The organism is Acinetobacter terrae (assembly GCF_013004375.1).
In the GTDB taxonomy this organism is placed as follows: Bacteria; Pseudomonadota; Gammaproteobacteria; order Pseudomonadales; family Moraxellaceae; genus Acinetobacter; species Acinetobacter terrae.
The window spans coordinates 14,091-36,312 of sequence record NZ_JABERI010000001.1 but is presented as its reverse complement, the minus strand read 5'-3'; the positions used below and the strand labels follow the sequence as shown (position 1 = coordinate 36,312).

Annotated in this window: 23 protein-coding genes; 15 read left to right on the top strand and 8 right to left on the bottom strand. The window is 41.0% G+C overall.

Going from position 1 to position 22,222, the window contains the following annotated elements; translation table 11 throughout:
- The first annotated feature begins 12 nt into the window (after positions 1–12).
- The 4 genes from HLH14_RS00165 to HLH14_RS00150 all read left to right on the top strand — a co-directional run bounded on the left by HLH14_RS00165 (position 13) and on the right by HLH14_RS00150 (position 3,689).
- Positions 13–990, top strand: coding sequence for an RsiV family protein (locus tag HLH14_RS00165; protein WP_067721862.1), 978 nt, complete (start codon positions 13–15; stop codon positions 988–990).
- Positions 990–1,811 carry a TatD family hydrolase gene (locus HLH14_RS00160; protein ID WP_067721861.1) on the top strand — a complete coding sequence of 274 codons (822 nt, stop codon included), beginning with the start codon at positions 990–992 and terminating at the stop codon, positions 1,809–1,811. Before HLH14_RS00165 ends, HLH14_RS00160 begins: the two co-directional genes overlap by 1 nt.
- A 176-nt stretch (positions 1,812–1,987) precedes the next feature.
- Entirely contained in the window at positions 1,988–2,722 is a 735-nt protein-coding gene (locus tag HLH14_RS00155) for a Bax inhibitor-1/YccA family protein (RefSeq protein ID WP_067721860.1), read from the top strand.
- A 160-nt stretch (positions 2,723–2,882) separates the two neighbouring features.
- Positions 2,883–3,689, top strand: a complete 807-nt coding sequence (locus HLH14_RS00150; RefSeq protein ID WP_067721859.1) for an enoyl-ACP reductase FabI — start codon at positions 2,883–2,885, stop codon at positions 3,687–3,689.
- Between the two features lie 164 nt (positions 3,690–3,853).
- Here the strand turns inward: HLH14_RS00150 and secB are convergent, their stop codons facing one another.
- The 4 genes from secB to rsgA all read right to left on the bottom strand — a co-directional run bounded on the left by secB (position 3,854) and on the right by rsgA (position 6,183).
- Positions 3,854–4,309 carry a protein-export chaperone SecB gene (gene secB, locus HLH14_RS00145; RefSeq protein WP_067721857.1) on the bottom strand — a complete coding sequence of 152 codons (456 nt, stop codon included), beginning with the start codon at positions 4,307–4,309 and terminating at the stop codon, positions 3,854–3,856.
- A 38-nt stretch (positions 4,310–4,347) separates the two neighbouring features.
- On the bottom strand, positions 4,348–4,602 hold the full coding sequence (grxC, locus tag HLH14_RS00140) for a glutaredoxin 3 (RefSeq protein WP_067721855.1): 255 nt from the start codon (positions 4,600–4,602) through the stop codon (positions 4,348–4,350).
- Between the two features lie 21 nt (positions 4,603–4,623).
- Complete coding sequence (locus tag HLH14_RS00135) at positions 4,624–5,031, bottom strand: rhodanese-like domain-containing protein (protein ID WP_067721853.1); 408 nt, start codon at positions 5,029–5,031, stop codon at positions 4,624–4,626.
- A gap of 93 nt (positions 5,032–5,124) precedes the next feature.
- Positions 5,125–6,183 (bottom strand): small ribosomal subunit biogenesis GTPase RsgA, encoded by a 1,059-nt coding sequence (gene rsgA, locus HLH14_RS00130; protein WP_067721849.1) that lies wholly within the window; start codon positions 6,181–6,183, stop codon positions 5,125–5,127.
- Between the two features lie 125 nt (positions 6,184–6,308).
- Here rsgA and orn point away from each other — a divergent pair, with 125 nt between their 5' ends.
- From orn to HLH14_RS00115, 3 genes are all read left to right on the top strand, one after another.
- Complete coding sequence (gene orn, locus HLH14_RS00125) at positions 6,309–6,863, top strand: oligoribonuclease (protein WP_067721847.1); 555 nt, start codon at positions 6,309–6,311, stop codon at positions 6,861–6,863.
- Positions 6,864–7,058: 195 nt separating this feature from the next.
- Positions 7,059–7,844 carry a tRNA threonylcarbamoyladenosine dehydratase gene (locus tag HLH14_RS00120; protein ID WP_067721845.1) on the top strand — a complete coding sequence of 262 codons (786 nt, stop codon included), beginning with the start codon at positions 7,059–7,061 and terminating at the stop codon, positions 7,842–7,844.
- A 401-nt stretch (positions 7,845–8,245) separates the two neighbouring features.
- Complete coding sequence (locus HLH14_RS00115) at positions 8,246–8,755, top strand: pyridoxamine 5'-phosphate oxidase family protein (RefSeq protein WP_067721843.1); 510 nt, start codon at positions 8,246–8,248, stop codon at positions 8,753–8,755.
- A 180-nt stretch (positions 8,756–8,935) separates the two neighbouring features.
- Here HLH14_RS00115 and HLH14_RS00110 read toward each other — a convergent pair whose 3' ends face one another.
- Positions 8,936–9,979, bottom strand: coding sequence for a hypothetical protein (locus tag HLH14_RS00110; RefSeq protein WP_067721842.1), 1,044 nt, complete (start codon positions 9,977–9,979; stop codon positions 8,936–8,938).
- A 156-nt stretch (positions 9,980–10,135) separates the two neighbouring features.
- On the opposite strand from HLH14_RS00110, the gene pheS reads away from it, so the two are divergent.
- The 3 genes from pheS (at position 10,136) to HLH14_RS00095 (ending at position 13,938) form a co-directional block, all read left to right on the top strand.
- A complete protein-coding gene (pheS, locus tag HLH14_RS00105; RefSeq protein WP_067721841.1) occupies positions 10,136–11,116 on the top strand; it encodes a phenylalanine--tRNA ligase subunit alpha in 981 nt (326 codons plus the stop codon).
- Positions 11,117–11,263: 147 nt separating this feature from the next.
- Positions 11,264–13,645, top strand: coding sequence for a phenylalanine--tRNA ligase subunit beta (gene pheT / locus HLH14_RS00100; protein ID WP_067721836.1), 2,382 nt, complete (start codon positions 11,264–11,266; stop codon positions 13,643–13,645).
- The gene (locus tag HLH14_RS00095; RefSeq protein ID WP_004649746.1) at positions 13,642–13,938 is read left to right on the top strand and encodes an integration host factor subunit alpha; all 297 of its coding nucleotides are present in this window, start codon (positions 13,642–13,644) and stop codon (positions 13,936–13,938) included. The genes pheT and HLH14_RS00095 overlap by 4 nt, the downstream gene beginning before the upstream one ends.
- 188 nt (positions 13,939–14,126) lie before the next feature.
- Here the strand turns inward: HLH14_RS00095 and HLH14_RS00090 are convergent, their stop codons facing one another.
- From HLH14_RS00090 to trxA, 3 genes are all read right to left on the bottom strand, one after another.
- A complete protein-coding gene (locus tag HLH14_RS00090; RefSeq protein WP_067721835.1) occupies positions 14,127–14,396 on the bottom strand; it encodes a hypothetical protein in 270 nt (89 codons plus the stop codon).
- 420 nt (positions 14,397–14,816) lie between these two features.
- Entirely contained in the window at positions 14,817–16,085 is a 1,269-nt protein-coding gene (rho, locus tag HLH14_RS00085) for a transcription termination factor Rho (protein WP_067721834.1), read from the bottom strand.
- Positions 16,086–16,414: 329 nt separating this feature from the next.
- Positions 16,415–16,741 carry a thioredoxin gene (trxA, locus tag HLH14_RS00080; protein ID WP_067721833.1) on the bottom strand — a complete coding sequence of 109 codons (327 nt, stop codon included), beginning with the start codon at positions 16,739–16,741 and terminating at the stop codon, positions 16,415–16,417.
- A 258-nt stretch (positions 16,742–16,999) separates the two neighbouring features.
- Between trxA and ppx the strand changes: the two genes are divergently transcribed.
- From ppx to HLH14_RS00055, 5 genes are read left to right on the top strand one after another with little or no spacing between them, the layout of a single operon-like run.
- A complete protein-coding gene (gene ppx / locus HLH14_RS00075; RefSeq protein ID WP_067721832.1) occupies positions 17,000–18,520 on the top strand; it encodes an exopolyphosphatase in 1,521 nt (506 codons plus the stop codon).
- Between the two features lie 50 nt (positions 18,521–18,570).
- Positions 18,571–19,395: an acetyl-CoA carboxylase carboxyltransferase subunit alpha gene (locus HLH14_RS00070; protein ID WP_067721830.1), complete on the top strand. Its 825-nt coding sequence runs from the start codon at positions 18,571–18,573 to the stop codon at positions 19,393–19,395.
- Positions 19,332–20,681 (top strand): tRNA lysidine(34) synthetase TilS, encoded by a 1,350-nt coding sequence (gene tilS, locus HLH14_RS00065; RefSeq protein ID WP_081406174.1) that lies wholly within the window; start codon positions 19,332–19,334, stop codon positions 20,679–20,681. Before HLH14_RS00070 ends, tilS begins: the two co-directional genes overlap by 64 nt.
- Positions 20,682–20,709: 28 nt before the next feature.
- Complete coding sequence (proC, locus tag HLH14_RS00060; protein WP_067721823.1) at positions 20,710–21,540, top strand: pyrroline-5-carboxylate reductase; 831 nt, start codon at positions 20,710–20,712, stop codon at positions 21,538–21,540.
- A gap of 27 nt (positions 21,541–21,567) precedes the next feature.
- Complete coding sequence (locus HLH14_RS00055) at positions 21,568–22,137, top strand: YggT family protein (RefSeq protein ID WP_067721822.1); 570 nt, start codon at positions 21,568–21,570, stop codon at positions 22,135–22,137.
- Positions 22,138–22,222 lie beyond the last annotated feature (85 nt).

The window sequence follows — 22,222 nt, the reverse complement described above, 5'->3', positions numbered from 1 at the left end:
TAGGTCAGCCTCATGTTAAAAAATACAACAATATTTACCATCAGTATTCTTGCGTCAGCGATTGCATTGAGTGCATGCCAGCCTAAACAGACCGAACCTAAACAGGATCAAACGGCAGCATCTGAAGCGGTTCAAGCTGAAGTATTAAAATTGGCAGGGGATTCTGAAAAGTTAACTTTAGATTTGCCTGAGTGTGATGGCAATAGTTGTCCTGAAATTTCGATAGAACGTCTTTCCAGTAATCAGGCTTTTATTGATGAATTTATTGACCAGCAAATTTTAAAACAATTGGATCATATTTTAGATATTTCTCCAAAGTTGGCAAAAGAAAATCAACAGGCAACAACAGCAGAAAATCCGAAAGCTTCAAAAGCTCAGGATCAAGCTGCTGAACAAGCTGCATCAGTAGCTATTGAAACGCCAAAGCAAAAACTGGAACAACAAGTTGCACCTTATTTAGTGAATTTCTTGTCATTGGATAAGGAATTGAAGGCTTTAAGCGCCAATCATCAAATCAGCTTGATGATCAAGCCGAAAATTTTAAATGCAGACGTGCCTTTGGCGACGGTTGTTTTGAATTCGAGTAGTTATTTGGGTGGGGCACATGGTTCATCATCACAGCGCTACTATAACTTTGACTTGGAAAAGAAAAAACAGGTTGAACTGAATGATATTTTAGTGCCAAATCAAAAAGCGGCTTTGGAAAAGAAAGCGCATGAAGTATTTAAAACCTGGGTGATTGAATCCAAGTTGGCAAATAGCGTTGAAGAATATGAACAGGCATGGAAATTCACCTTATCAGATAATTTTTATTTATCCAGCCAAGGCTTAATTTTGCAATATGGCGAATATGAAATTGGTCCTTATGTGGTGGGATTGCCACGTTTGACCATTCCTTATGATCAATTGCAAACTGTGCTGAAGAAACAGTATTTACCTCAGGTTGAAGCGCCTGCAAGTACGCCTGCGGCAAATAAAGCTAAACCTTAATGTCTTATCCGCTGTTTGATACCCATACCCATTTTGATGTTCCCGATTTTGATCAGGATCGGGAGCAACTGGCGCATGCTGCAAAAGCAGTGGGGGTGGAACGGTTGATTTTGATTGCTTTTGTGCAATCTCGCTTTAAAGATTTAGTTCAGACTCAGCACTTTTTAAATCAATTGCCGGATGCCCCGCAAAGTTATTTAGCGCCGGGTTTGCATCCTGTTTATATTGAACAGCATCAAGCATCTCACCTTGCAGATTTAGAGCGACTTTTAACAACTGAAGCATGCGTGGCCATTGGTGAAATTGGTCTGGATACATTTTTAAAACAGCACAAGCAAGCAGACATTTTTCAAAAGCAACAAGATTTTTTCTCGGCACAACTTGAATTGGCACAACAATTTGATAAGCCTGTGTTATTACATATTCGTAAATCACATGCTGAAACATTGGCAATTTTGAAGCAGCATCAGTTTAAATTGGGCGGTATTGCCCATGCGTTTAGTGGCGGCATAGAAGAAGCCAAGGCTTTTATTAAACTGGGTTTTAAAATTGGTGTCACCGGGCAGATTACCAATCCCAATGCAAAAAAATTACATGCCGTGGTTCAGGCGATTGGTGCTGAACATTTGGTGTTGGAAACCGATTGTCCCGACATGACACCTTTATGTTGTCAAAGCTCAACGGAGCAGCGAACCCGCAATACCCCGGTCAATTTGCCTTATGTTTTAACTGGCTTGGCACAATCTCTTCATCTTGCACCAGATATTCTTGCCCTACAACTCTGGCAAAATTCACTACATGCTTTACAGCTTGATGCTTAAAAAATGTTATGAAATAACCTTTTATCCATAAATATTGGTATTTAATTTCATCGTTTGCTATGAATATATTTTGTTGAGTCATCCTGTTTTTATGGAATGTTGAAAAGATCCATTTTCTATACTTAAAACCTGTCTATACTATTTTAAAAATCTAAATGAAAAATAATGAGTGAATTATGCAAAGTAATAACCCCATTTTAACCCGGGTGGAAACCCACAGTGATTATAACCAGACCATGACTGTACAAGGCGCAATTCAAAAATCTGTGTTATTGACAGTAATTGCTGCTGCAGTAGGTTTGTCCCTATTTTTTTATAGCTTCATCACCTTAAATTTATCACTGGCCTATGCTGGTGCAATGGTCGGTGCGGTCGGTGGATTGATCTTGGCACTCATTGCGACATTTAAGCCGAAGACAGCACCGGTATTGGCGATTCCTTATGCCTTATTTGAAGGTGCCTTTTTAGGCGGAATTTCGGTGATCTTCCAGGTGAAATTTCCGGGCGTACCTTTACAGGCGTTACTGGCGACCTTTATCACCACCTTGGTGATGTTTGCCTTGTATCGCTTTCAAATTATTCGTGCCACAGAAAAATTTAAAGCCGTGGTTTTGTCAGCCTCCATTGCGATCGCAATTGTCTTTGTGGTGCAAATTGTCATGCGTTTGGCTTTTGGCTCAAGCATTCCTTACATTTTTGAAAGCAATTGGCTCGGGATTGGCTTTGCTGCATTTGTTGCTGTGATTGCCTCTTTAAACCTCATACTCGACTTTGACCTGATTGAATCATCAGCTGCACAATACGCCCCAAAAGCGATGGAATGGTTGTGTGGTATTGCCTTATTAGCGACTTTGGTCTGGATGTATTATTCATTCTTGCGTTTGCTCAGTTTATTACAAGGCGATGATTAATCATCTTAAAAGTAAAATGCATCTAAATAAAAATGCTCCCAGATCCTGGGGGCATTTTTTTATGATTTTTACAGAACATGTTAAAAAAGGCGCATTATGCAATTTCGCAAATGCTCCAGACTTGGCATTATGCTTGTAAATTATTTTGAGTGAGATTCACATGGCACAAGGACTATTGGCGGGTAAGCGCTTTTTAATCGCAGGTGTTGCAAGTAAGTTATCCATTGCATTTGGTATTGCTCAAGCCTTACACCGTGAAGGTGCGGAACTCGCATTTACTTATCCAAATGAAAAATTAAAAAAACGTGTTGATGATTTTGCTGAACAATTTGGTTCAACGCTGGTTTTCCCTTGTGATGTGGCAGTTGATGCTGAAATTGACCAAGCTTTTGCAGATTTGGCAAAACATTGGGATGGTTTGGATGGTGTGGTTCATTCAATCGGTTTCGCACCAGCGCATACTTTGGATGGTGACTTTACCGATGTTACCGACCGTGAAGGTTTTAACATTGCCCATGACATTAGTGCATACAGTTTTGTTGCAATGGCACGTGCTGCGAAACCTTTACTCAAAGTTCGCCAAGGTTGCTTGCTGACGTTGACTTACCAAGGTTCTGAACGTGTGATGCCAAACTACAACGTGATGGGTATGGCTAAAGCATCATTGGAAGCAGGTGTACGTTATTTAGCGTCAAGCTTGGGTAGCGATGGTATTCGCGTCAATGCTATTTCAGCGGGTCCAATTCGTACACTGGCAGCATCAGGCATTAAATCTTTCCGTAAAATGTTAGATTTAAATGAAAAAGTTGCGCCACTTAAACGTAATGTGACGATTGAAGATGTGGGTAATGCGGCATTATTCCTATGCTCACCTTGGGCAAATGGTATTACTGGCGAAATTATGTATGTAGATGCTGGCTTTAATACCGTTGGTATGAGTGCAGATTTGATGGCAGATTCTGAATAAAAACTCCCTCCTTTGAAAAAGGAGGGTTGGGGAGGATTAAAGTTATGGAAATTATAATCCAGATTTTTTAATCCCTCCCAACCTCCCTTTGATAAAGGGAGGAGTAAAAGCCAATAAAAAAGACCGCAAAAGCGGTCTTTTTTATATGAGGTTAGCTTAAACGATTAAGCTTGACCTTCAGCAGCGGCAACTTGAGCACGTTGCATATTCGCTTCGAATTCAGCATCGAAGTTAATTGGGGTAAGAAGCAATTGCGGGAAGCTTCCTTTAGTCACCATGTCATTTACAGCTTCGCGTAAGAATGGGAACAAGATATTTGGGCAGTATGCACCCAGAATATAAGGAAGACGTTCTTCTTCAACGCTATCAACCAAGAAGATCCCTGATTGTGTTACATCAACGATAAATGCTGTTTCACCTGCGTTATTCGCTTGAACAACCACTTGTAATGAAACTTCATAGTGTGTTGCATCAATTTTTTCTGCAGCAGAAGACAGATTGATATTTAATTCAGGCTGCCATTCTTTGGTAAATACTTGAGCCCCAGGTACTTCAAAAGAAATATCTTTAGTATAAATACGTTCAAGTGCTAATTGCGGTTGAGCTTGTTGTTCACTCATTTTTTAATCCTTAATATGAGGGTGACTTAATAAAAGTGTTAAGCCAATAATTCGTTGAGTTTTCCTTCACGCTCTAAAGCATAAAGTTGATCAAAACCACCGATAAACTGGTCGTTAATAAAAATTTGTGGAACAGTACGGTGATTGGTGCGTTGCATCAGTTCAACACGTACTTCAGGCGCTTCTTTAGATAAATTAATTTCTTTATATGCAACGCCTTTACGCTCAAGAAGTTGTTTTGCGCGAACGCAGTAAGGGCATACAGTCGTTGAATAAATTATTACTTCAGCCATTAATATATCTCCTTAAGCGAATTACTTGCTTTTAATCAGTGGTAAGCCTTGGACTTTCCAGTTGTTGATACCGCCGTCTAAACGGTAGCTATCAGCATGACCCACTTGTTGCAAAGCTGTACCTGCGATTTGACCGAGGTTACAAATGAACACCAGTGGACGATCCGAAGATTTTAGCTCTTCAAGATGGCTTGTAATTTGGCTATACGGAATGTTGCGGCTACCGCTGATATGACCTTCACGGAAGTCTTTGGCATCACGTAAATCAATCAGCATGGCATTTTTAGCTTTCACTAAAATACCCAAAGATTGTGGTGAAATCTTACGACCATTGCGTTGTCCTTCTAAAACGAAGAACAAAACGATGAGAACCCCAAGTGTTCCAAACAAGAAGGGGTGATTCCCCATAAATTCCAACCAACGTTCCACAAGTCACCTAAGTACAATTTTAAATTGCGTAGAGTATAGCTCATAAATATGGCGATCAAAATCACCGCTTCAAGGGCTAAGGGTTAAGAAAAACTAATTTTTTTGCTGTGCTTCAGCAATTTCATCGGTTAAACGTAAATAACTGTCTAAACGACGTTGCAAAATTTCACCCGCTTGCGCTGCCTGACGCAAAGCACATTGTTTTTCGTGCTTATGGGTACAGTTACGGAACTGGCAATGTCCAAGCAGATTTTCAATTTCAGGAAAACCTTGCTGAACTTTGTCGGGGTTTAAATGCCATAAACCAAATTCGCGAATTCCGGGCGAGTCAATCAGTGCCGCACCTTCACCAAACGCAATTAAACGCGTAGAAGTGGTGGTGTGCTGACCCAGCGCAGAGTTTTCCGAAATGATATTGGTCTTTTGCGCTGCATCCGGAACCATGGCATTAATCAGCGAGCTTTTCCCGACACCCGACTGTCCCACAAAAGCGACGGTTTCACCAGCCAAACGATTTGCGAGTTCAGTTAAATCACCATCAGATTGAGTTTGAATGATTTCATAACCTAAGGCTTGATACTCTTTCATTAGGCTCAAAATCGGATCATTTTCTTTGATTAAATCGGCTTTATTCAGTACCAGTAGCGCGGGAATTTCTGCATCGGCACAAGCTACGATATAACGGTCGATTAAGCTTGGCGCGACTTCGGGGAAGGATGCAAACACAATCACAATTAAACTGACATTGGCTGCTACCGGTTTAACTTTATGGTAGCGGTCAGGACGTGTTAGCAGTGATTGACGAGGATGAATCGCAGTAATAATGCCGAGTCCGGTATTTGGATCAGCCTGCCATTTCACCCGGTCACCGGTGACCAGTGCTTCTAAATTGGTACGTGTATGACAGCGCCAGACACTGCCGAGTTCAATCGGCTTCCAGAAAGGTTCTGGTTCACCTGCGGGTACTTCAGGTTTGATCGGATGCTCATCAGGCGTTGATAGGGCTTGAACCTCAAGTTGACGACCATAGTGCTGTACCACCAAGCCTTCTAAATCACTTGAAGTGTCGAGTTCTTCTTGACGTGTTTGATGTTGTTTCTGAATGCGACGTTGCTGCTGTTCAGTTAAACGACGTTTACGAATTAAAGCCATTCATATCCTAAAAAAACCATGAACTAAGGATGTCAAAAATAGCATGAAGCGGGGTACGAGTTACAGCCAAGATGCAATAAATTTGCTACTATAGCCGTTTTTAAGCCTAATAAGATTGCACATTTATGAGCAGCACTCCTGATACTCGCCTCATTTGGATTGACCTTGAAATGACAGGTCTAGATACAGATAACGACCAAATTATTGAAGTTGCAACAATTGTGACGGATGATAACCTCAATATTTTGGCGGAAGGCCCTGTGCTTGCTGTGCATCAGTCAGATCGTGTGTTAAATGCGATGGATGAATGGAATACCCGTCAACATGGACAATCAGGTCTGATTGAACGCGTACGCCGTAGTAAACTCACTGCGCAAGATGCCGAACAACAAACCTTAGAATTCCTGAAAAAATGGGTGACCCCAAAATCATCACCAATGTGTGGTAATTCCATTTGCCAAGACCGTCGTTTCTTGCACCGTTTAATGCCAGAAATGGAACAGTTCTTCCATTACCGTAATCTTGATGTATCTTCAGTGAAAGAGTTGGCGAAACGCTGGCGTCCAGAAATAATGAGTGGCTTGAAAAAGAATGCCTCACATTTGGCGATGGATGATATTCGTGATTCGATCGTGGAATTAAAATATTATCGTGAGTATTTCTTTATTACCAATAAGTAAAGAATGACTTATTTATAAAGATTGAGAAAAAGGGGCGAAAGCCTCTTTTTTTATGTCGTAAAAAGTCTATCTCTATATTTTATGAGCAATTTTTTATGTTTATTTCATCGGCTTAATAATGCTGAAGATATAGATTATCGAATTGGGGCGGAATTTGATAAAATGCGCCGGTGTTTTTTAGATACCAGATGACGAATGACTGATCTTCCTGAAGATGATGAATATGAGCGCCGCTTTGCAGGTGTGGAAAAAATTTATGGAGATGAAGCTTTTCGTCAGTATGAACACAGCCATGTGATGGTGATTGGAATTGGCGGTGTCGGTTCTTGGGCAGTTGAAGCTTTAGCACGTACCGGCATTGGTGAGCTGACGATCATTGATATGGATGTAGTTGCTGCATCCAATATTAATCGTCAGTTGCCTGCCATGAGTTCGACCTTGGGACGTGAAAAAATTGAGGTGATGGCAGAGCGTTGTCATTCGATTAATCCACGGATCAAGATCAATCTGGTGGATGACTATTTAACGCCTGACAATGTCAAAGAACTTTTAGAAAATAAACCTGATGTGGTTTTAGACTGTATTGATGATGTCAAAGCCAAACTGGCATTAATGCTGCATTGCCGATTTAATAAAATTCCATTGATTGTCTCGGGTGGGGCAGGTGGCAAGCTTGATCCATTAAAAATTCGTGTTGCAGATTTGTCTAAAACCGAACAGGACCCGATGTTGGCAAAATTGCGTAGTCAGTTACGTGCCAAAGGGATTTGCAAAAAGCCCAAAGAGAAATTTGGCATTACCTGTGTGTATTCGATTGATAATCCATTCTCAAGTGCAGATGTATGCCCAAGTGCCGGCTTACGTTGCGGTGGTTATGGTTCAGCTGTTGTGGTCACTTCAAGTTTTGCCATGGTGGCTGTGTCAGAGGTATTGAAAAAGCTGACGGTTAAAAAAGCAAAAACGGAAGCATCAAAATCATGATGTAAACCCGAGTCTGTTGATCTTTAAGCTGAGCATTCAATACATTTGGATGCTCCTGTTAAATTTCAGCAGACTATTACTGCTATTCATAAAAATTAAAACAATTGAAGCAGAGACATTTAACCAAGTTAAAAATAGTTCAGGTATTTGAGCAACTGTAAAATTTATCGTTAATGAGCCTTTAATAAATCTAAAGATAAATTCGACTTCCTAACTCTCTTTATAAGCAAATTCTTTTTCGTTGTTTCTTATGATCTTTAAGCCAATCTTTTATTATTCAAATGTATAAGTTGAGTAAGATGAGATATCTAAAGCGAAAAATATCACTACTCTAGAAAAGAAGTGAATGCACAAAATTAAATAATTTCTTATTTCTAAAGTTTAGCTTCAGGAGAAGAGCAATGACGGATAATCATAATCGCGAAAAATTATGGCAACTGATCAAGGAAGTACGATATGCCATGATCAGTCATACGACTGAAACGCAGGAATTACATTCACAACCGATGACTATGCTGAATTCCGAGAAGACTGAGCAGATGAGTGAAAGTCACAATCTGTATTTTATCTTGAGTGATAGCAATGATCTGGTGAATGCAGTCAATTCCGGTCGTAATAAAATTGGATTATCTTTTGCCAAGCCCTCTGACAGCATTTATGTCTCGATTAGTGCACATGCCCATATCAGCACAGATGCTACCTTGATTGATCAACTCTGGAACCCGTGGGCTGAAAACTGGTTTGAAGGAAAGGAAGATCCGAGTGTATGCATCTTGGTGGCTGCAGCAGTCAGTGCAGAATATTGGAACGTGACTGACAATAAAGTGACTCAGCTATTTAAACTACTTAAAGGCAGTCTTACTGGCCATGCTGGTGGAGTCGAAGCGGATCACAAAAAACTCAACCTATAATCCGCTCATATTGGAGGCTGTTTAAAAGATAGGCTAAGTATTTAGGTTTATTATAAATTTTCATTCATTTTATTTTTAGGGTGATGAAGAATAATAGATTAAGAAGAACACGTATAGATAAAAATACCTGTTCTTCTTTTTATATCTATTGAGCTGAATTTTTTAGCATCTTTATCAAAATTAGAGTCCAAAATAATAAGCCAACAGACAAATCACAATGGTCAGCAAAATCAGTTTAATCACCCCAGATGCACCGACTTTATGAGGGGCATGTGCTTTATGGGTTTTTAAATGGGGTGATGCGGGGGGAATCGTATGTGTTCCATCCAAAGGATTGGCAATTTCTACTTTGCTCAGTTTTGCAGACTGATAATGATTGGCGACCTTGACAATAAATTTTGCTCTTAAATCATCCAGTTTTTGCGAAAAGTGACGCAGATTCAGTTGTTCATCAGCTGTAAGTTCAGTGTCATCAGCATGAAACGGATGTTGCAGTTTGTGCTGAATATAAGTCGATAATGCTTCTAAGCGATGTAACGTGGTATGTGCATAATCTGCTTGATATTCGGTTGGCAGTAAAGGCAGATATTTACTTTCGAGCAAGGGCGAGCCATCGGAATTTTCGGTGTCCGCTTGAGTAAGGCCGTAATAAGGAAAATCCCGGTTTGCGGGTTCGCTAAAGCCTTGTGCAAATTTGCTATCAAATAATTCGTTATCGGTATAGGTCTGAATATCATCCCAATTCGGCTGTTGTAAATCGGCATCTACACGTTTTGCAAGCTTTGGATTTAACTCAAAACGCCAAAATGTTTCCTGACGGCATTGTTCTTGTTGCGGTTTCGGCGCTTCATAGTCATTGTCAGCGCTATACCATTCGGGTAATTCTTTACCAAAAATCCATGCGGTTTTTTTGTTATGTTCATGGCTGACAATAAAATGTGGAATGGCGAGAAGCTCTACATTGGCATTTGGATTTTTTTCGTCAATTAAAAGACTTGAACTATGCAAGCTAATGCGGTGACTGCCTTGTTTTTTCAGGCCTTCCAGCCAGATTTGAAAATGTTGCGCCAGTAAATGTTGTGACATGAGATCACGGAAACGCAAGTTATGCTGGTTAAAAATGGAATGCTGTACCCAATGATTAAAGCTTAAATTCTGGCTGAGATACTCATTACCATAGGTGACCAAAGTCAATTGTTGTTTCCAAATTGGATCGAGTGCCATTGTTATTGATCTCATGAATAATGGCTTTATCTTATACTTTTTATAAATCTGGATGCCAATCTAATTTTCCTCTACAGGGAACTTCATCAATACGTTCAAAAACTGTTAGAATATGGGGTTTTATTATATTTTTAAATTGTTGCTTTGAGAGTTACTATGTCACTGGAAGCCCTGACCACTGAAGCGCTCGCTGCGATTGCAGCAGCTCAAGACCTTGCTACACTCGATCAAGTACGAGTGCAATTTACAGGGAAGAAAAGCCAGCTCGCGGAACAATCGAAGGCACTCGGTAAAATGGACCCTAAAGAACGTAAAGTTTTTGGGGCGAAAATTCACGCTGTACGTGAAGCCATTACCGGTGCATTAACGACACGCCAGGCGGAATTACAAAAAGCTGCACTAGAACAAAAACTTGCTAGCGAAATGATCGACATTACCTTGCCAGGTCGTGGTCAAAGCGTGGGGAGTATCCACCCTGTGACTCAAGTGCAAGAACGTATTTGCCAATTCTTTACCAAAGCGGGTTTTACGGTTGCGACAGGTCCTGAAGTTGAAGATGATTATCACAACTTTGAAGCATTGAATATTCCGGGTCATCACCCGGCACGTGCCATGCATGACACGTTCTATTTTGATGTAAATCATTTATTGCGTACGCATACTTCAGGTGTGCAGATCCGTACCATGGAAACTCAACAACCGCCGATTCGCATTGTCTGCCCGGGCCGTGTTTATCGCTGTGATTCGGATCAAACCCATTCGCCAATGTTCCATCAAATTGAAGGCTTATACATTGCGGAAAATACCAGCTTTGCGGAACTGAAAGGTTTATTGATTAACCTGTTAAATGAATTCTTCGAAAAAGATTTAACCGTACGTTTCCGTCCATCTTACTTCCCATTCACTGAGCCAAGTGCGGAAGTGGATATCATGGATGAACGCGGTCGTTGGTTAGAAGTTTTAGGTTGCGGTATGGTGCATCCGAACGTGCTTCAAGCAGCCGGGATCGATCCTGAAAAATATAAAGGTTTTGCGTTCGGTTTAGGGGTGGAACGTTTTGCCATGTTGCGTTATGGCATTAATGATTTGCGTATGTTCTACCAGAATGATGTGCGTTTCTTACGCCAATTTGCTTAAACGAATTTATTAACCTCTCTTGCGAAGCAGTGCTTCTCATCTCCTTTAAAAAAGGAGAGGACTCCGCGAAATGATTGGAGTTCTCCCCCTTTTTCAAAGGGGGGTAGAGAGGGATTCAAAAAATTAGATTTATAGGTTTTTATAGAAATGAAAATTAGCGAAAATTGGTTACGCACTTGGGTCAACCCAGCTATTGATAGTGAAAAACTATCTGATCAATTGACTATGCTTGGTCTGGAAGTTGATGAGTTGGCTCCAGCGGCTAAACCATTTACAGGTGTCGTTGTAGGTGAAGTTCTGACTGTAGAACAACATCCGGATGCAGATCGTTTACGTGTAACCACAGTGAACATTGGTTCAGGTGAGCCTTTACAAATCGTGTGCGGCGCGCCAAATGTACGTGCAGGTATGAAAGCCCCTGTAGCAACCATTGGTGCAGTATTGCCGGGTGATTTTAAAATCAAGAAAGGCAAACTTCGTGGTATTGAATCCCAAGGCATGCTTTGTGGTGCTTCTGAAATTGACCTTGAAGATAAAATTGATGGCCTTTTAGAGCTTCCTGCAGATGCACCTGTTGGTATCAATATTCGTGAATACTTAAACCTTGATGACAACGTTATTGATATCAGTATCACGCCAAACCGTGGTGACTGTTTCAGTATCCGTGGTATTGCTCGTGAAATTGGGGTAATCAATCAACTTCAAGTAACTGCACCTGAAATCAAGGAAGTGGCTGCAACAATCCCAGATGTTAAAAATGTGGTTGTTGATACTGAAGGTTGCCCACGTTATTTAGGCCGTGTGATCAAAAACGTCAATACCAAAGCTGCGACACCAGTATGGATGGAGCGTGCGCTTGCTCGTTCTGGTATCCGTCAGCACAGTATCCTTGTCGATATTACCAACTATGTCTTAATTGAACTTGGTCAGCCGCTACACGCATTTGATGGCGGTAAAGTTCAAGGTGCAATACATGTGCGTCAGGCAACTGCTCAAGAGAAACTGGTTCTGTTAAATGAACAAGAAGTTGAACTCACTGAAGATGTGATGGTGATTGCAGATGATGCAAAAGCCTTGGCGATTGCCGGCATCATGGGCGGTCTATCTTCATCAGTGACTGATGCTACCACTGAAATTTTCCTGGAATCTGCTTTCTTCGCACCATTGCACATCGCAGGTCGTGCACGTCGTTATGGTTTACATACCGATGCATCACAACGCTATGAACGTGGCGTCGACTTTGAATTGCCATTGATCGCAATGAACCGAGCATCTCAATTGATTGCTGATCTTGCTGGTGGTGAATTCGGTCCGATTACTGTTGCAGAAAAGGTTGAACTTTTACCAACCCGTGATGCGATTGAATTGAATCAAGCTCAAGTGGATCAATTGTTGGGTTATAGCGTTGAAAGCGACTTTATTACTGATGCGTTACAACGTCTCGGTTGTATCGTAACGGTAAAAGCACAAGGCGAGTGGAGCGTTGTTCCTCCTTCACACCGTTATGACATGACCATTTATCAAGACCTGATTGAAGAAGTTGCCCGTATTCACGGTTATGACAACATTCAAATTAGCCTGCCTGTAATTGATGTGAAGCTTGCAAAACATCAAGATCAGTTTGAATTGCCTCAACTTCGTCAAACATTGGTCACTTTAGGTTATCAAGAAGCGATCAGCTTTAGCTTTGCCGATGCCAAACTTGAAAAACAATTGAATCCAAATGTTAATCCATTGATGTTGGCGAATCCAATCTCAAGCGAATTGGCGGCGATGCGTTCGACTTTGTTATCAAGCTTGATTCCATGCGTGCAGTATAATATTAACCGTCAACAAAGCCGGGTACGTTTCTTTGAACTCGGTTTACGTTTTGATTATCAAGATGCAAAAAGCATTCATGATCTGAAACAAATCCCGACTTTGGCTTTAATCGCTGTGGGTGCTAAAACCGCTGAATCTTGGCATGGTAAAGCACAGCCGATGGATTTCTTTGATCTTAAAGGTGAAGTTGAAGAAATTTTAGCTGCTGGACGTGTAAAAGTTGAATATGTTCGTTCAGAACGTTCATGGTTACATCCTGGTCAATCTGCTGAAATTTTAGTAGATGGCAAGTCTGTCGGTTACCTCGGTCGTTTACACCCATCTTTAGAAGATGAGCTTGATTTGGGCATCACTTGGGTGGCAGAACTCGATCAACAGGCTGTTTTGCAAACTTATGTATCTAATTTTACAGAATTATCACGTTTTCCATCGGTTAGACGTGATATTGCGCTTTTAATTAGTGATAAGATTAATGTTAGCGAAATTCAGCAACTTATCGGAAAAACGGGTGGAGAGTTATTAGGCTCGACTTGGTTGTTCGATGTGTACACTGGACAAGGTGTCGAAGAAGGTAAACGCTCATTAGCATTTGCAATGTTATGGCAACATCCATCACGTACACTTGAAGACGCTGAAATTAAATCGGGTATGGATCAAATAATCGAAGTGTTGCAAAACACTTATCAGGCGACATTGAGGGCTTCATGACAGCATTAACAAAAGCAGAAATGGCTGATCATTTAAGTGAGCTCACGAGTTTAAACCGTCGTGAAGCAAAACAAATGGTCGAGTTGTTCTTCGATGAGATTAGCCAGGCGCTAATCTCAGGCGAACAAGTAAAACTTTCGGGGTTCGGTAACTTTGAGTTGCGTGATAAACGTCAACGTCCAGGTCGAAACCCGAAAACGGGTGAAGAAATTCCAATTTCTGCACGCCGGGTAGTCACATTCCGTGCAGGGCAGAAATTCCGCCAGCGCGTAGGAAATGAGCAGATCGATTGATCTGCTTTTTTTTATTTTAAAATTTGCGAAACTCTATCACTTGAATGAGTGGGGAGTAAGTTGGCTGTGACCGGAAGTAATATTGTAGCTGAACATAAGATTGGATAATTTTTATTTTATTGATCTTTATTTGAGACATAAAAAAAGAGAGCCAAAGGCTCTCTTTTTTTACTTAATAATCGTAAAGATTATTGAGCAGCAGCTTCAGAAGCAGCAGTAGCGTCAGCAGCAGCATCAACAGCTACAGAAGCAGCATCAGCAGCTTCAGATGCAGCAGCTTCAGCAGGAGCAGCTTCAACAGCAGCAGCAGAAGCAGCAGCTTCAGCTTCAGATGCAGCAGCTACAGCTTCAGATGCAGCAGCGTCAGCAGCAGGAGCTTCTTCAGTTTTTTTAGCACAACCAACGAAAGCTAAAGTAGTAGCAACTGCAGCAGCAATAGCGATTTTTTTGAATAACATGGCATCACTCTCTAAAATATGAGATTAAAAAAAACCTATGTTAGCCTGTTGAGTGCTTTTATTCTTCCTAATATTTGTTAGGCAGTAACAATGCAAAGGCAGTCTAACTGGTCTGCAAATATGCTATCACTGCGCATTTTTAATTACTACTAGGGCGCAGGCAAAAAATGCAAAAAATGATGAAAAATAAGCAATTTATTAACAGAAAATAACAATCAAGTAGAGGGTTTATATTGGAGAAGTACTAAATAACTTGCTAAAAACTATAGTATTTTTTCAATGAATATTTTAACAATCATAAACTTGCATAAAAGTTTACAAAGAAAAAGGTCAATTGTAGCTTTATGTAAGTAAAGTCAACCAAATAAAAAGGCTATCGTTATAGATAGCCTTTTATACATAAAATAATAATGAATCGAATTAGCTGGTTGCTTTACGTTTCATTTGATCGAAGAAATCATCATTGGTTTTGGTTTCTTTCATGCGGTCAAGCAAGAATTCCATTGCTGCCAATTCATCCATAGGGTGAAGCAGCTTACGCAGAATCCAAACTTTACGTAAGTTATCTTCGCTCATGAGACGTTCTTCACGACGTGTGCCTGATTTCTTGATATTCATGGCAGGGAATACGCGTTTTTCAGAAATACGGCGATCAAGGGTAATTTCCTGGTTACCGGTACCTTTGAATTCTTCGTAGATCACGTCATCCATCTTGCTGCCTGTTTCAATTAAGGCAGTAGAAATGATGGTCAGTGAACCACCTTCTTCAATATTACGTGCTGCACCGAAGAAGCGTTTTGGACGTTCAAGTGCATGTGCATCCAAACCACCAGTAAGTACCTTGCCTGATGAAGGAATAACAGTGTTATATGCACGTGCTAAACGGGTGATCGAGTCAAGCAGAATCACCACATCTTTCTTGTGTTCTACCAAACGTTTTGCTTTTTCGATGACCATTTCAGCGACTTGTACGTGACGAGCAGGTGCTTCATCAAATGTTGATGCAACTACTTCACCACGAACCGTACGTTCCATTTCGGTAACTTCTTCTGGACGTTCGTCAATGAGAAGCACAATGAGGAAACATTCAGGGTTGTTACGCACAATCGACTGCGCGATTGTTTGCAATAACATTGTTTTACCGGCTTTAGGCGGTGCAACAATAATTGAACGTTGACCTTTACCAATTGGTGCAACCAAGTCAACCACACGTGAAGTTAAATCTTCAGTGGTACCGTTGCCTAATTCCATAATTAATTGTTCAGTTGGGAACAATGGAGTTAAGTTTTCGAACAGGATTTTGTTACGAGAGTTTTCAGGCGTGTCGTAGTTAATTTGATTAACTTTTAATAAGGCAAAATAGCGTTCGCCTTCTTTCGGTGGGCGAATCGTTCCTGTAATCGTATCGCCAGTACGTAAGTTAAAGCGACGAATTTGAGATGGGCTGACATAAATGTCATCAGGACCTGCAAGATATGAACCTGCTGCAGAGCGGAGGAAGCCAAAACCATCAGATAGAATTTCTAAAACACCATCACCAAAAATCTCTTCGCCATTCATTGCATGGCGCTTTAAGATGGCAAAAATGATGTCTTGCTTACGGTTACGAGCCATTCCTTCTAGGCCCATAAACTCGGCAATCTTGATGAGTTCGCCAATCGGTTTTTTCTTGAGTTCAGTTAAATTCATAGGTGGTCAGATAGAATCAAAATTCTGGAATAGAGATGAGGAAAGGGAGCAACATTCAGCCGCTTGCACGCAATAAAAGTAACGTAATTGTATTTGCACAATAACAATTCAGAGGTCTGATTCATTGTTTCGAAGAAAAAAGTGTAAAAACAATTTCTGTTGCCGAGCGGCGATCTTATGTGTTGTGTCTTGTAAGAAAATTGCGGATTGAAAATCCTTTATTCCTTGAACATGCAATATAAGAGAGAATACAACTTTTGTCAATTTATAGACGAAAAAAATACGCTATCCGGAGATAGCGTATTGGATTAAATTGTACTGTTTTTGAATTAGATGTTTTCTTCAATAAATGCAGTCAATTTAGATTTTGGTGCTGCGCCTACTTGTTGAGCGACTACTTCACCATTTTTGAACATTAATAATGCAGGAATGTTACGGATGTTGTAATTCACGGCAGTTGCTTCACAAGCAGTTACGTCAACTTTAACAACTTTAACTTTACCTTCGAATTCTGCAGATAATACTTCTAATACAGGTGCAATGGCTTTACATGGTGCACACCAACCTGCCCAAAAATCTACAAGTACAGGAACGTCAGATTGTAAAACGTCAGCTTCGAAGTTTGCATCAGTTGTGTTTACGATATTGCCAGACATGGATATGCTCCAGATAAAATTTTAAGATAGTTCTATATCTATAAGTATTACATAGCCTCGTTTAACTATGTAGTGGGATCTGTAGATTTTCAAACATTATATTGAGTTTGTCTAATTGATGCTCACGATATTGATAATCGTGTCATGCAATTGTCAATTATAAAAACATAAAAACTGATTCATTTGAGCTGATAAATGGCTTTTAAATTGCCTGTATGTGAATTACTCTAAGCATAATTCTTATAGGTTCGTTGAATAATGTCTGATTTTTTGATTGATGAAGAGTTACTTGCTGCCATCGATATGGGGTCGAACAGTTTTCATCTTGCTATTGCACGTGTAGATCATGGCGAAGTGAAGAAAGTTGCTTCAATGTCAGAAAAAGTACAATTGGCTGCAGGTCTGGATGAAAATAAAAACCTGACTGAAGCCGCACAGCAACGGGGTTTGGCTTGTTTGGCACGCTTTGTCGGACGCTTAAGCTCAGTACAGGCGAACCGGATGCGAATTGTAGCGACCAATGCTTTGCGTCAAGCCAAGAATGGTCATGAATTTATTCAAAAAGCTGCGGAAATTTTACCCAAACCGATTGAAATCATTGCCGGTCGTGAAGAAGCGCGTCTGATTTATTTGGGTGTATCGCATACCATGGCCAATAGTGGTCGTCGTCTGGTAATTGATATTGGTGGCGGCTCTACAGAACTGATTATTGGTGAAGAATTCGAGCCAATTCATACAGAATCTTTGCAAATGGGCTGTGTAGCATTTACCAAAGCTTATTTTAGTGAAGGTGAAATTAATCAGAAAAGTTTTGATAAAGCAGTCGTTGCTGCACGTAAAGAACTTTCAGGTATTGCTAACACTTACAAAACAGCGGGTTGGGATACGGTTGTCGGTTCAAGCGGCACCATTAAAGCCTGTCGTCAAATTACCGTCAATATGGGCTGGAGCGATGAGAAGGAGAACTTGACTCGCGAAGGTCTAGAAAAACTCAAAGAAAAATTACTCAAATTTAAACATATCTCTGAAGTCGATTTTGATGGTTTAAAAGAAGACCGTCGAGCAGTTTTGCCAGCAGGGGTTGCCATTTTATATGCTGTGTTCGATGTACTAGAGTTGAATAAGCTGGTGTATTCCGATGGTGCATTACGCGAAGGGGTGATGTATGACTTGCTGGGACGTTTCCAGCATGAAGATATTCGCGACCGAAGTGTGCAAGCTTTAATGGGACGCTATAACGCAGATCCCAAACAGGCTGAGCGGGTGGTGAAAACTGCGCAGCATTTATTTGATGGTGTAGCTAAGACACTGAATTTAAACAGTGAAGACAGTGATTTATTGCGTCGCGCTGCATATTTACATGAAATTGGCTTGGCGATTAGTCATGCGGGTTATCACCGTCACGGAGCGTATTTATTACAACATTCAGATATTGCCGGCTTCTCACAAATTGACCAAAACCACCTTTCACACCTCGTGGCACATCATCGTCGCAAGTTACGCAGTGACAGCCGGGTGGATGTAATGAAGGTGGGTGGTAGCAAATTAGTTTACCTAAGTCTATTGCTTCGTCTTGCAGTTTTGCTGAATCATAGTCGTAGCGATGAGATGCTTCCTGCCATTGAATTAAGTGTCGACAATGAGCAACAATGGCAACTAAGCGTTTCTGGCGATGCCAAACAATGGCCTTTGCTTGTAGCAGACTTGCACGATGAACAAGTGCAGTTTAAGCATTGGGATATTGAATTGAATATTCAGTCGGAACAATTTATCTATTAACAAGTTATTGGTTAACAAGCTATTGTTAGTTTTGGGATAATGGTCGACCTATGAAAAATAAAGCTGCTCAATCTAAGGCATGGACAACGGTTCAAATTGCACGTCATCCGGAACGTCCGCAATTTTTGGATTATGTTGGTGAAATCTTCACTGAATTCGATGCTTTACATGGTGATCGGTTGTTTGGTGATGATGGTGCAATGATCGGTGGCTTGGCACGTTTTAATGGTCAGCCTGTCATGATTGTTGGACAACACCGTGGCCGTAGCACGCGTGAAAAATTGCAACACAACTTCGGGATGAGTAATCCTGAAGGCTACCGTAAATCACAGCGTTTGCTGGATATGGCTGAACGTTTTAACCTGCCGGTATTTACTTTTATCGATACCATGGGTGCATATCCAGGTGTGGGTGCAGAAGAACGTGGTCAGGCAGAAGCGATTGCCACCAGTCTTGCCCAGCTTTCAAGCTTGAAAGTTCCTGTGATTGCAACAGTATTGGGTGAAGGCGGTTCAGGTGGTGCACTGGGTATTGGTGTGGCAGACCGTGTGGTGATGCTGTCTCACAGTATTTATTCAGTGATTTCACCTGAAGGTTGTGCATCCATTTTATGGAAAACAGCTGAAAAAGCCGAACAAGCCAGTGAAGCTTTGGCATTGACTGCTGAAAAACTCAAAAAAATGGGTATTGTGGAATATGTGGTTGACGAAGGTGAAGGTGCACATTTGCAGCCTGAACAAGTGATGCAAGATCTTAAAGATGTGTTACAACAGGCTTTAGAAGAATTGCAATCGATGGATGCGAATGAGAGATGCGAAGCACGTTACCAGCGTTTAATGAAGTTTGGCAGCGACAATTTAGGTCTGGCGTCTTAAATCAAATCCAGTGCTTTCCTCCTGAAAGCACTTTTTTAATTGGATGTAGTGGCGGCATGGATTCCATGCTGCTGCTGCATTTAATGTCTTATTTATATCCTGAAAAAATCCGTGCCATCTATATTGATCACCAATTGCAAAAAAATAGTGCAGATTGGGCACAGTTTGTATCTGATCAATGTGCAGCGCTGAATGTGCCTTGTATTGTTGAAGCGGTCAAAGTGCAAGCCGGCAACTTGGAACATCAGGCACGTACGGCACGTTATCAAGCCTATTCAAAACATTTAAAACCCAATGAAATTTTAGTTCTGGCGCATCATCAGCAAGATCAAGCGGAAACTTTAATGTTGCGTTTGCTCTCCGGTGCCGGAGTGCATGGTCTAGCTGCCATGAAACAGGTCGATGTTCGTGAGCAATTTACCATCTGGCGACCGCTGCTCGATATCTCGCGTGAGCAGATTTGCCAATGGGCAACCCACCTCAATGTGCAAAATATTGAAGATCCCACCAATTTAGACACCCATTATGATCGCGCCTGGTGCCGTCATGAATTGTGGTCAGTGTTGCAAAAACGCTATCCTAAAATGCAACAGGCACTCAGCCGCACCAGCTATTTAATGCAAGATGCTGATGAAATTCTGCAAGAAGTATTACAACAAGATTTGGCACTTTGCGGATCGGCAACAGAACTTGATTTAAAAAAATTATCCCAATTATCAAAGGCGCGTCAAAGACAACTGTTATCTGCTTGGATGAAAGGGCAGGATACCTATCGCCCGAGTTTTGAGATGGTGGAACGCTTGTTGCATGAAGTGATTGAATCTAAATCCGATGCGCAAGCTGCATTGCACTGGAATCAATATTATTATGTGCGTTATCAGCAAAAACTTTTTCGTTTAAGGCCTGAAGAATACCTGGCTGAAAAAAGTGAATCTAATATTTCCACGCAAGTGATTCGTTTGGAATTAAATAAAAAGATAGAAGTGCTTTCAGGACAGTATGTTGCTGAAACTGCAAAAATAGGATTGTCAGCGACATTGTTAGGCAAAGAATTGAATCTGGTGATGCGCCAAGGTGGAGAAAAAATTCATTTATATGGACGAATTGGTGCTTGGCCGTTAAAAAAAGCCATTCAGGAAGCACAAATTTTTCCTTGGCAGCGTCATAGAATTCAAATATTAAGCATAGATAATGTTATGCTTGGTGTTTTTACACCGAAAGGGTTTTGGTTGGCTCAATCTGAATATTGTGAAGTCGGTGGTTGGCAACCAAATTTGATCTCTTAGTTAAAAAATTCTAATTCGAGTATGATTCATGAATGCAGCTTTAAATTGTAATATTTGTTTTATTGGTGGCGGTAATATGGCTCAAGCCTTAATTGGCGGGCTCATTTCGCGTGGTTTGCCAGCAACACGTATTACAGTTTCTGATCCGGTCGAAAAAGTACGTCTTTTATTAGAAGAAAAAGATGTGCATGTGACCGATGACAATATTGCTGCCATTCGTGATGCCGATATCGTACTTTTTGCGGTGAAGCCACAAGTGTTGGCGAGCGTATTAAAACCGCTGAAAGGCTTATTCGACGGTAAATTGGTGATGTCGATTGTTGCGGGGGCTGAAATTGCAACCATCGCAAATCTGTTAGACACCGATCGAATTGTTCGTGTAATGCCGAATACGCCTGCTTTGGTACAAACAGGGGCACATGGTTTGTATGCCACTGATGCGGTTGATGCAAAAGACCGTGAGCTTGCAAGCCAGGTTTTAGCTGCAACGGGATTAACCCTTTGGGTAAATTCAGAAGCACAGATTGATGCAGTGACTGCGGTATCTGGTTCTGGTCCAGCATATTTCTTTTATATGATGGAAAGCATGATTCGTGCAGGGAAAAACTTGGGCCTAGATGAGAAAGTGGCGACAGCCCTGACTTTGCAAACGGCTTTAGGTGCTGCACAAATGGCGATCACCAGTGCAAACACACCTGCTGAGTTGCGTAAAAATGTGACCTCTCCAAACGGTACAACACAGGCTGCACTCGAAGTATTTGATCGTGCACAAATCTCGCAAAATATTCAGGCCGCTTTGGCTGCAGCTCAAAAGCGCAGTCAAGAACTTGCTCAAGAGCTAAGTGAAAGTAGCAAATAACTCGTTTTTATTTAGGAAAGTTCCAGTATGGGTGCAAACTCTGCGCTAATTTTTGGCATTATCATTAACGTAGCGATTTTGCTCGTGTTCTTCCGTTTTCTCATGCAGTTGGCAGCGGTGAATGCTTATAATCCAGTGGTCATGTCTACGGTTAAAGCCACGAAAATCGTGGATGTCTTTGGTCGTATTTTCCCCACTGTAGCAAAAGGTCGTGTCAATCTGGCGGCTTTGGCGTTGGTGGTACTTTTATATTTACTCAAGATTTTTGGGGTGATGTATTTATCCGGTGCCATGCCGAATAGTCCAGTACATTTGGTGATTTTGACTTTTGTCACCATGATTCAGGACTTGATCCGTTTCTGTCGTTATTTGATTTTTGCAACGATTATTCTAAGTTGGGTGGTGATGTTTACACAATCTCGCTCGCCTTATATTGAAGTGATTCAAGAACTGGCAGAACCATTGCTTGCACCATTCCGTCGTATTTTGCCGAATATGGGGATGATTGATTTATCTCCAATTATTGCATTTTTGACTTTGTATATTGCTGAAATCATCATGAATCAAGTGGCAATTGTGCTTTTAACAGGGCTTTAAAATTTGTTCAATAAAAAAGGACTCGATGGAGTCCTTTTTTATTGCCTGTTAAACGCTTTATATAAACGTAGTGGCTTCGAGAGTT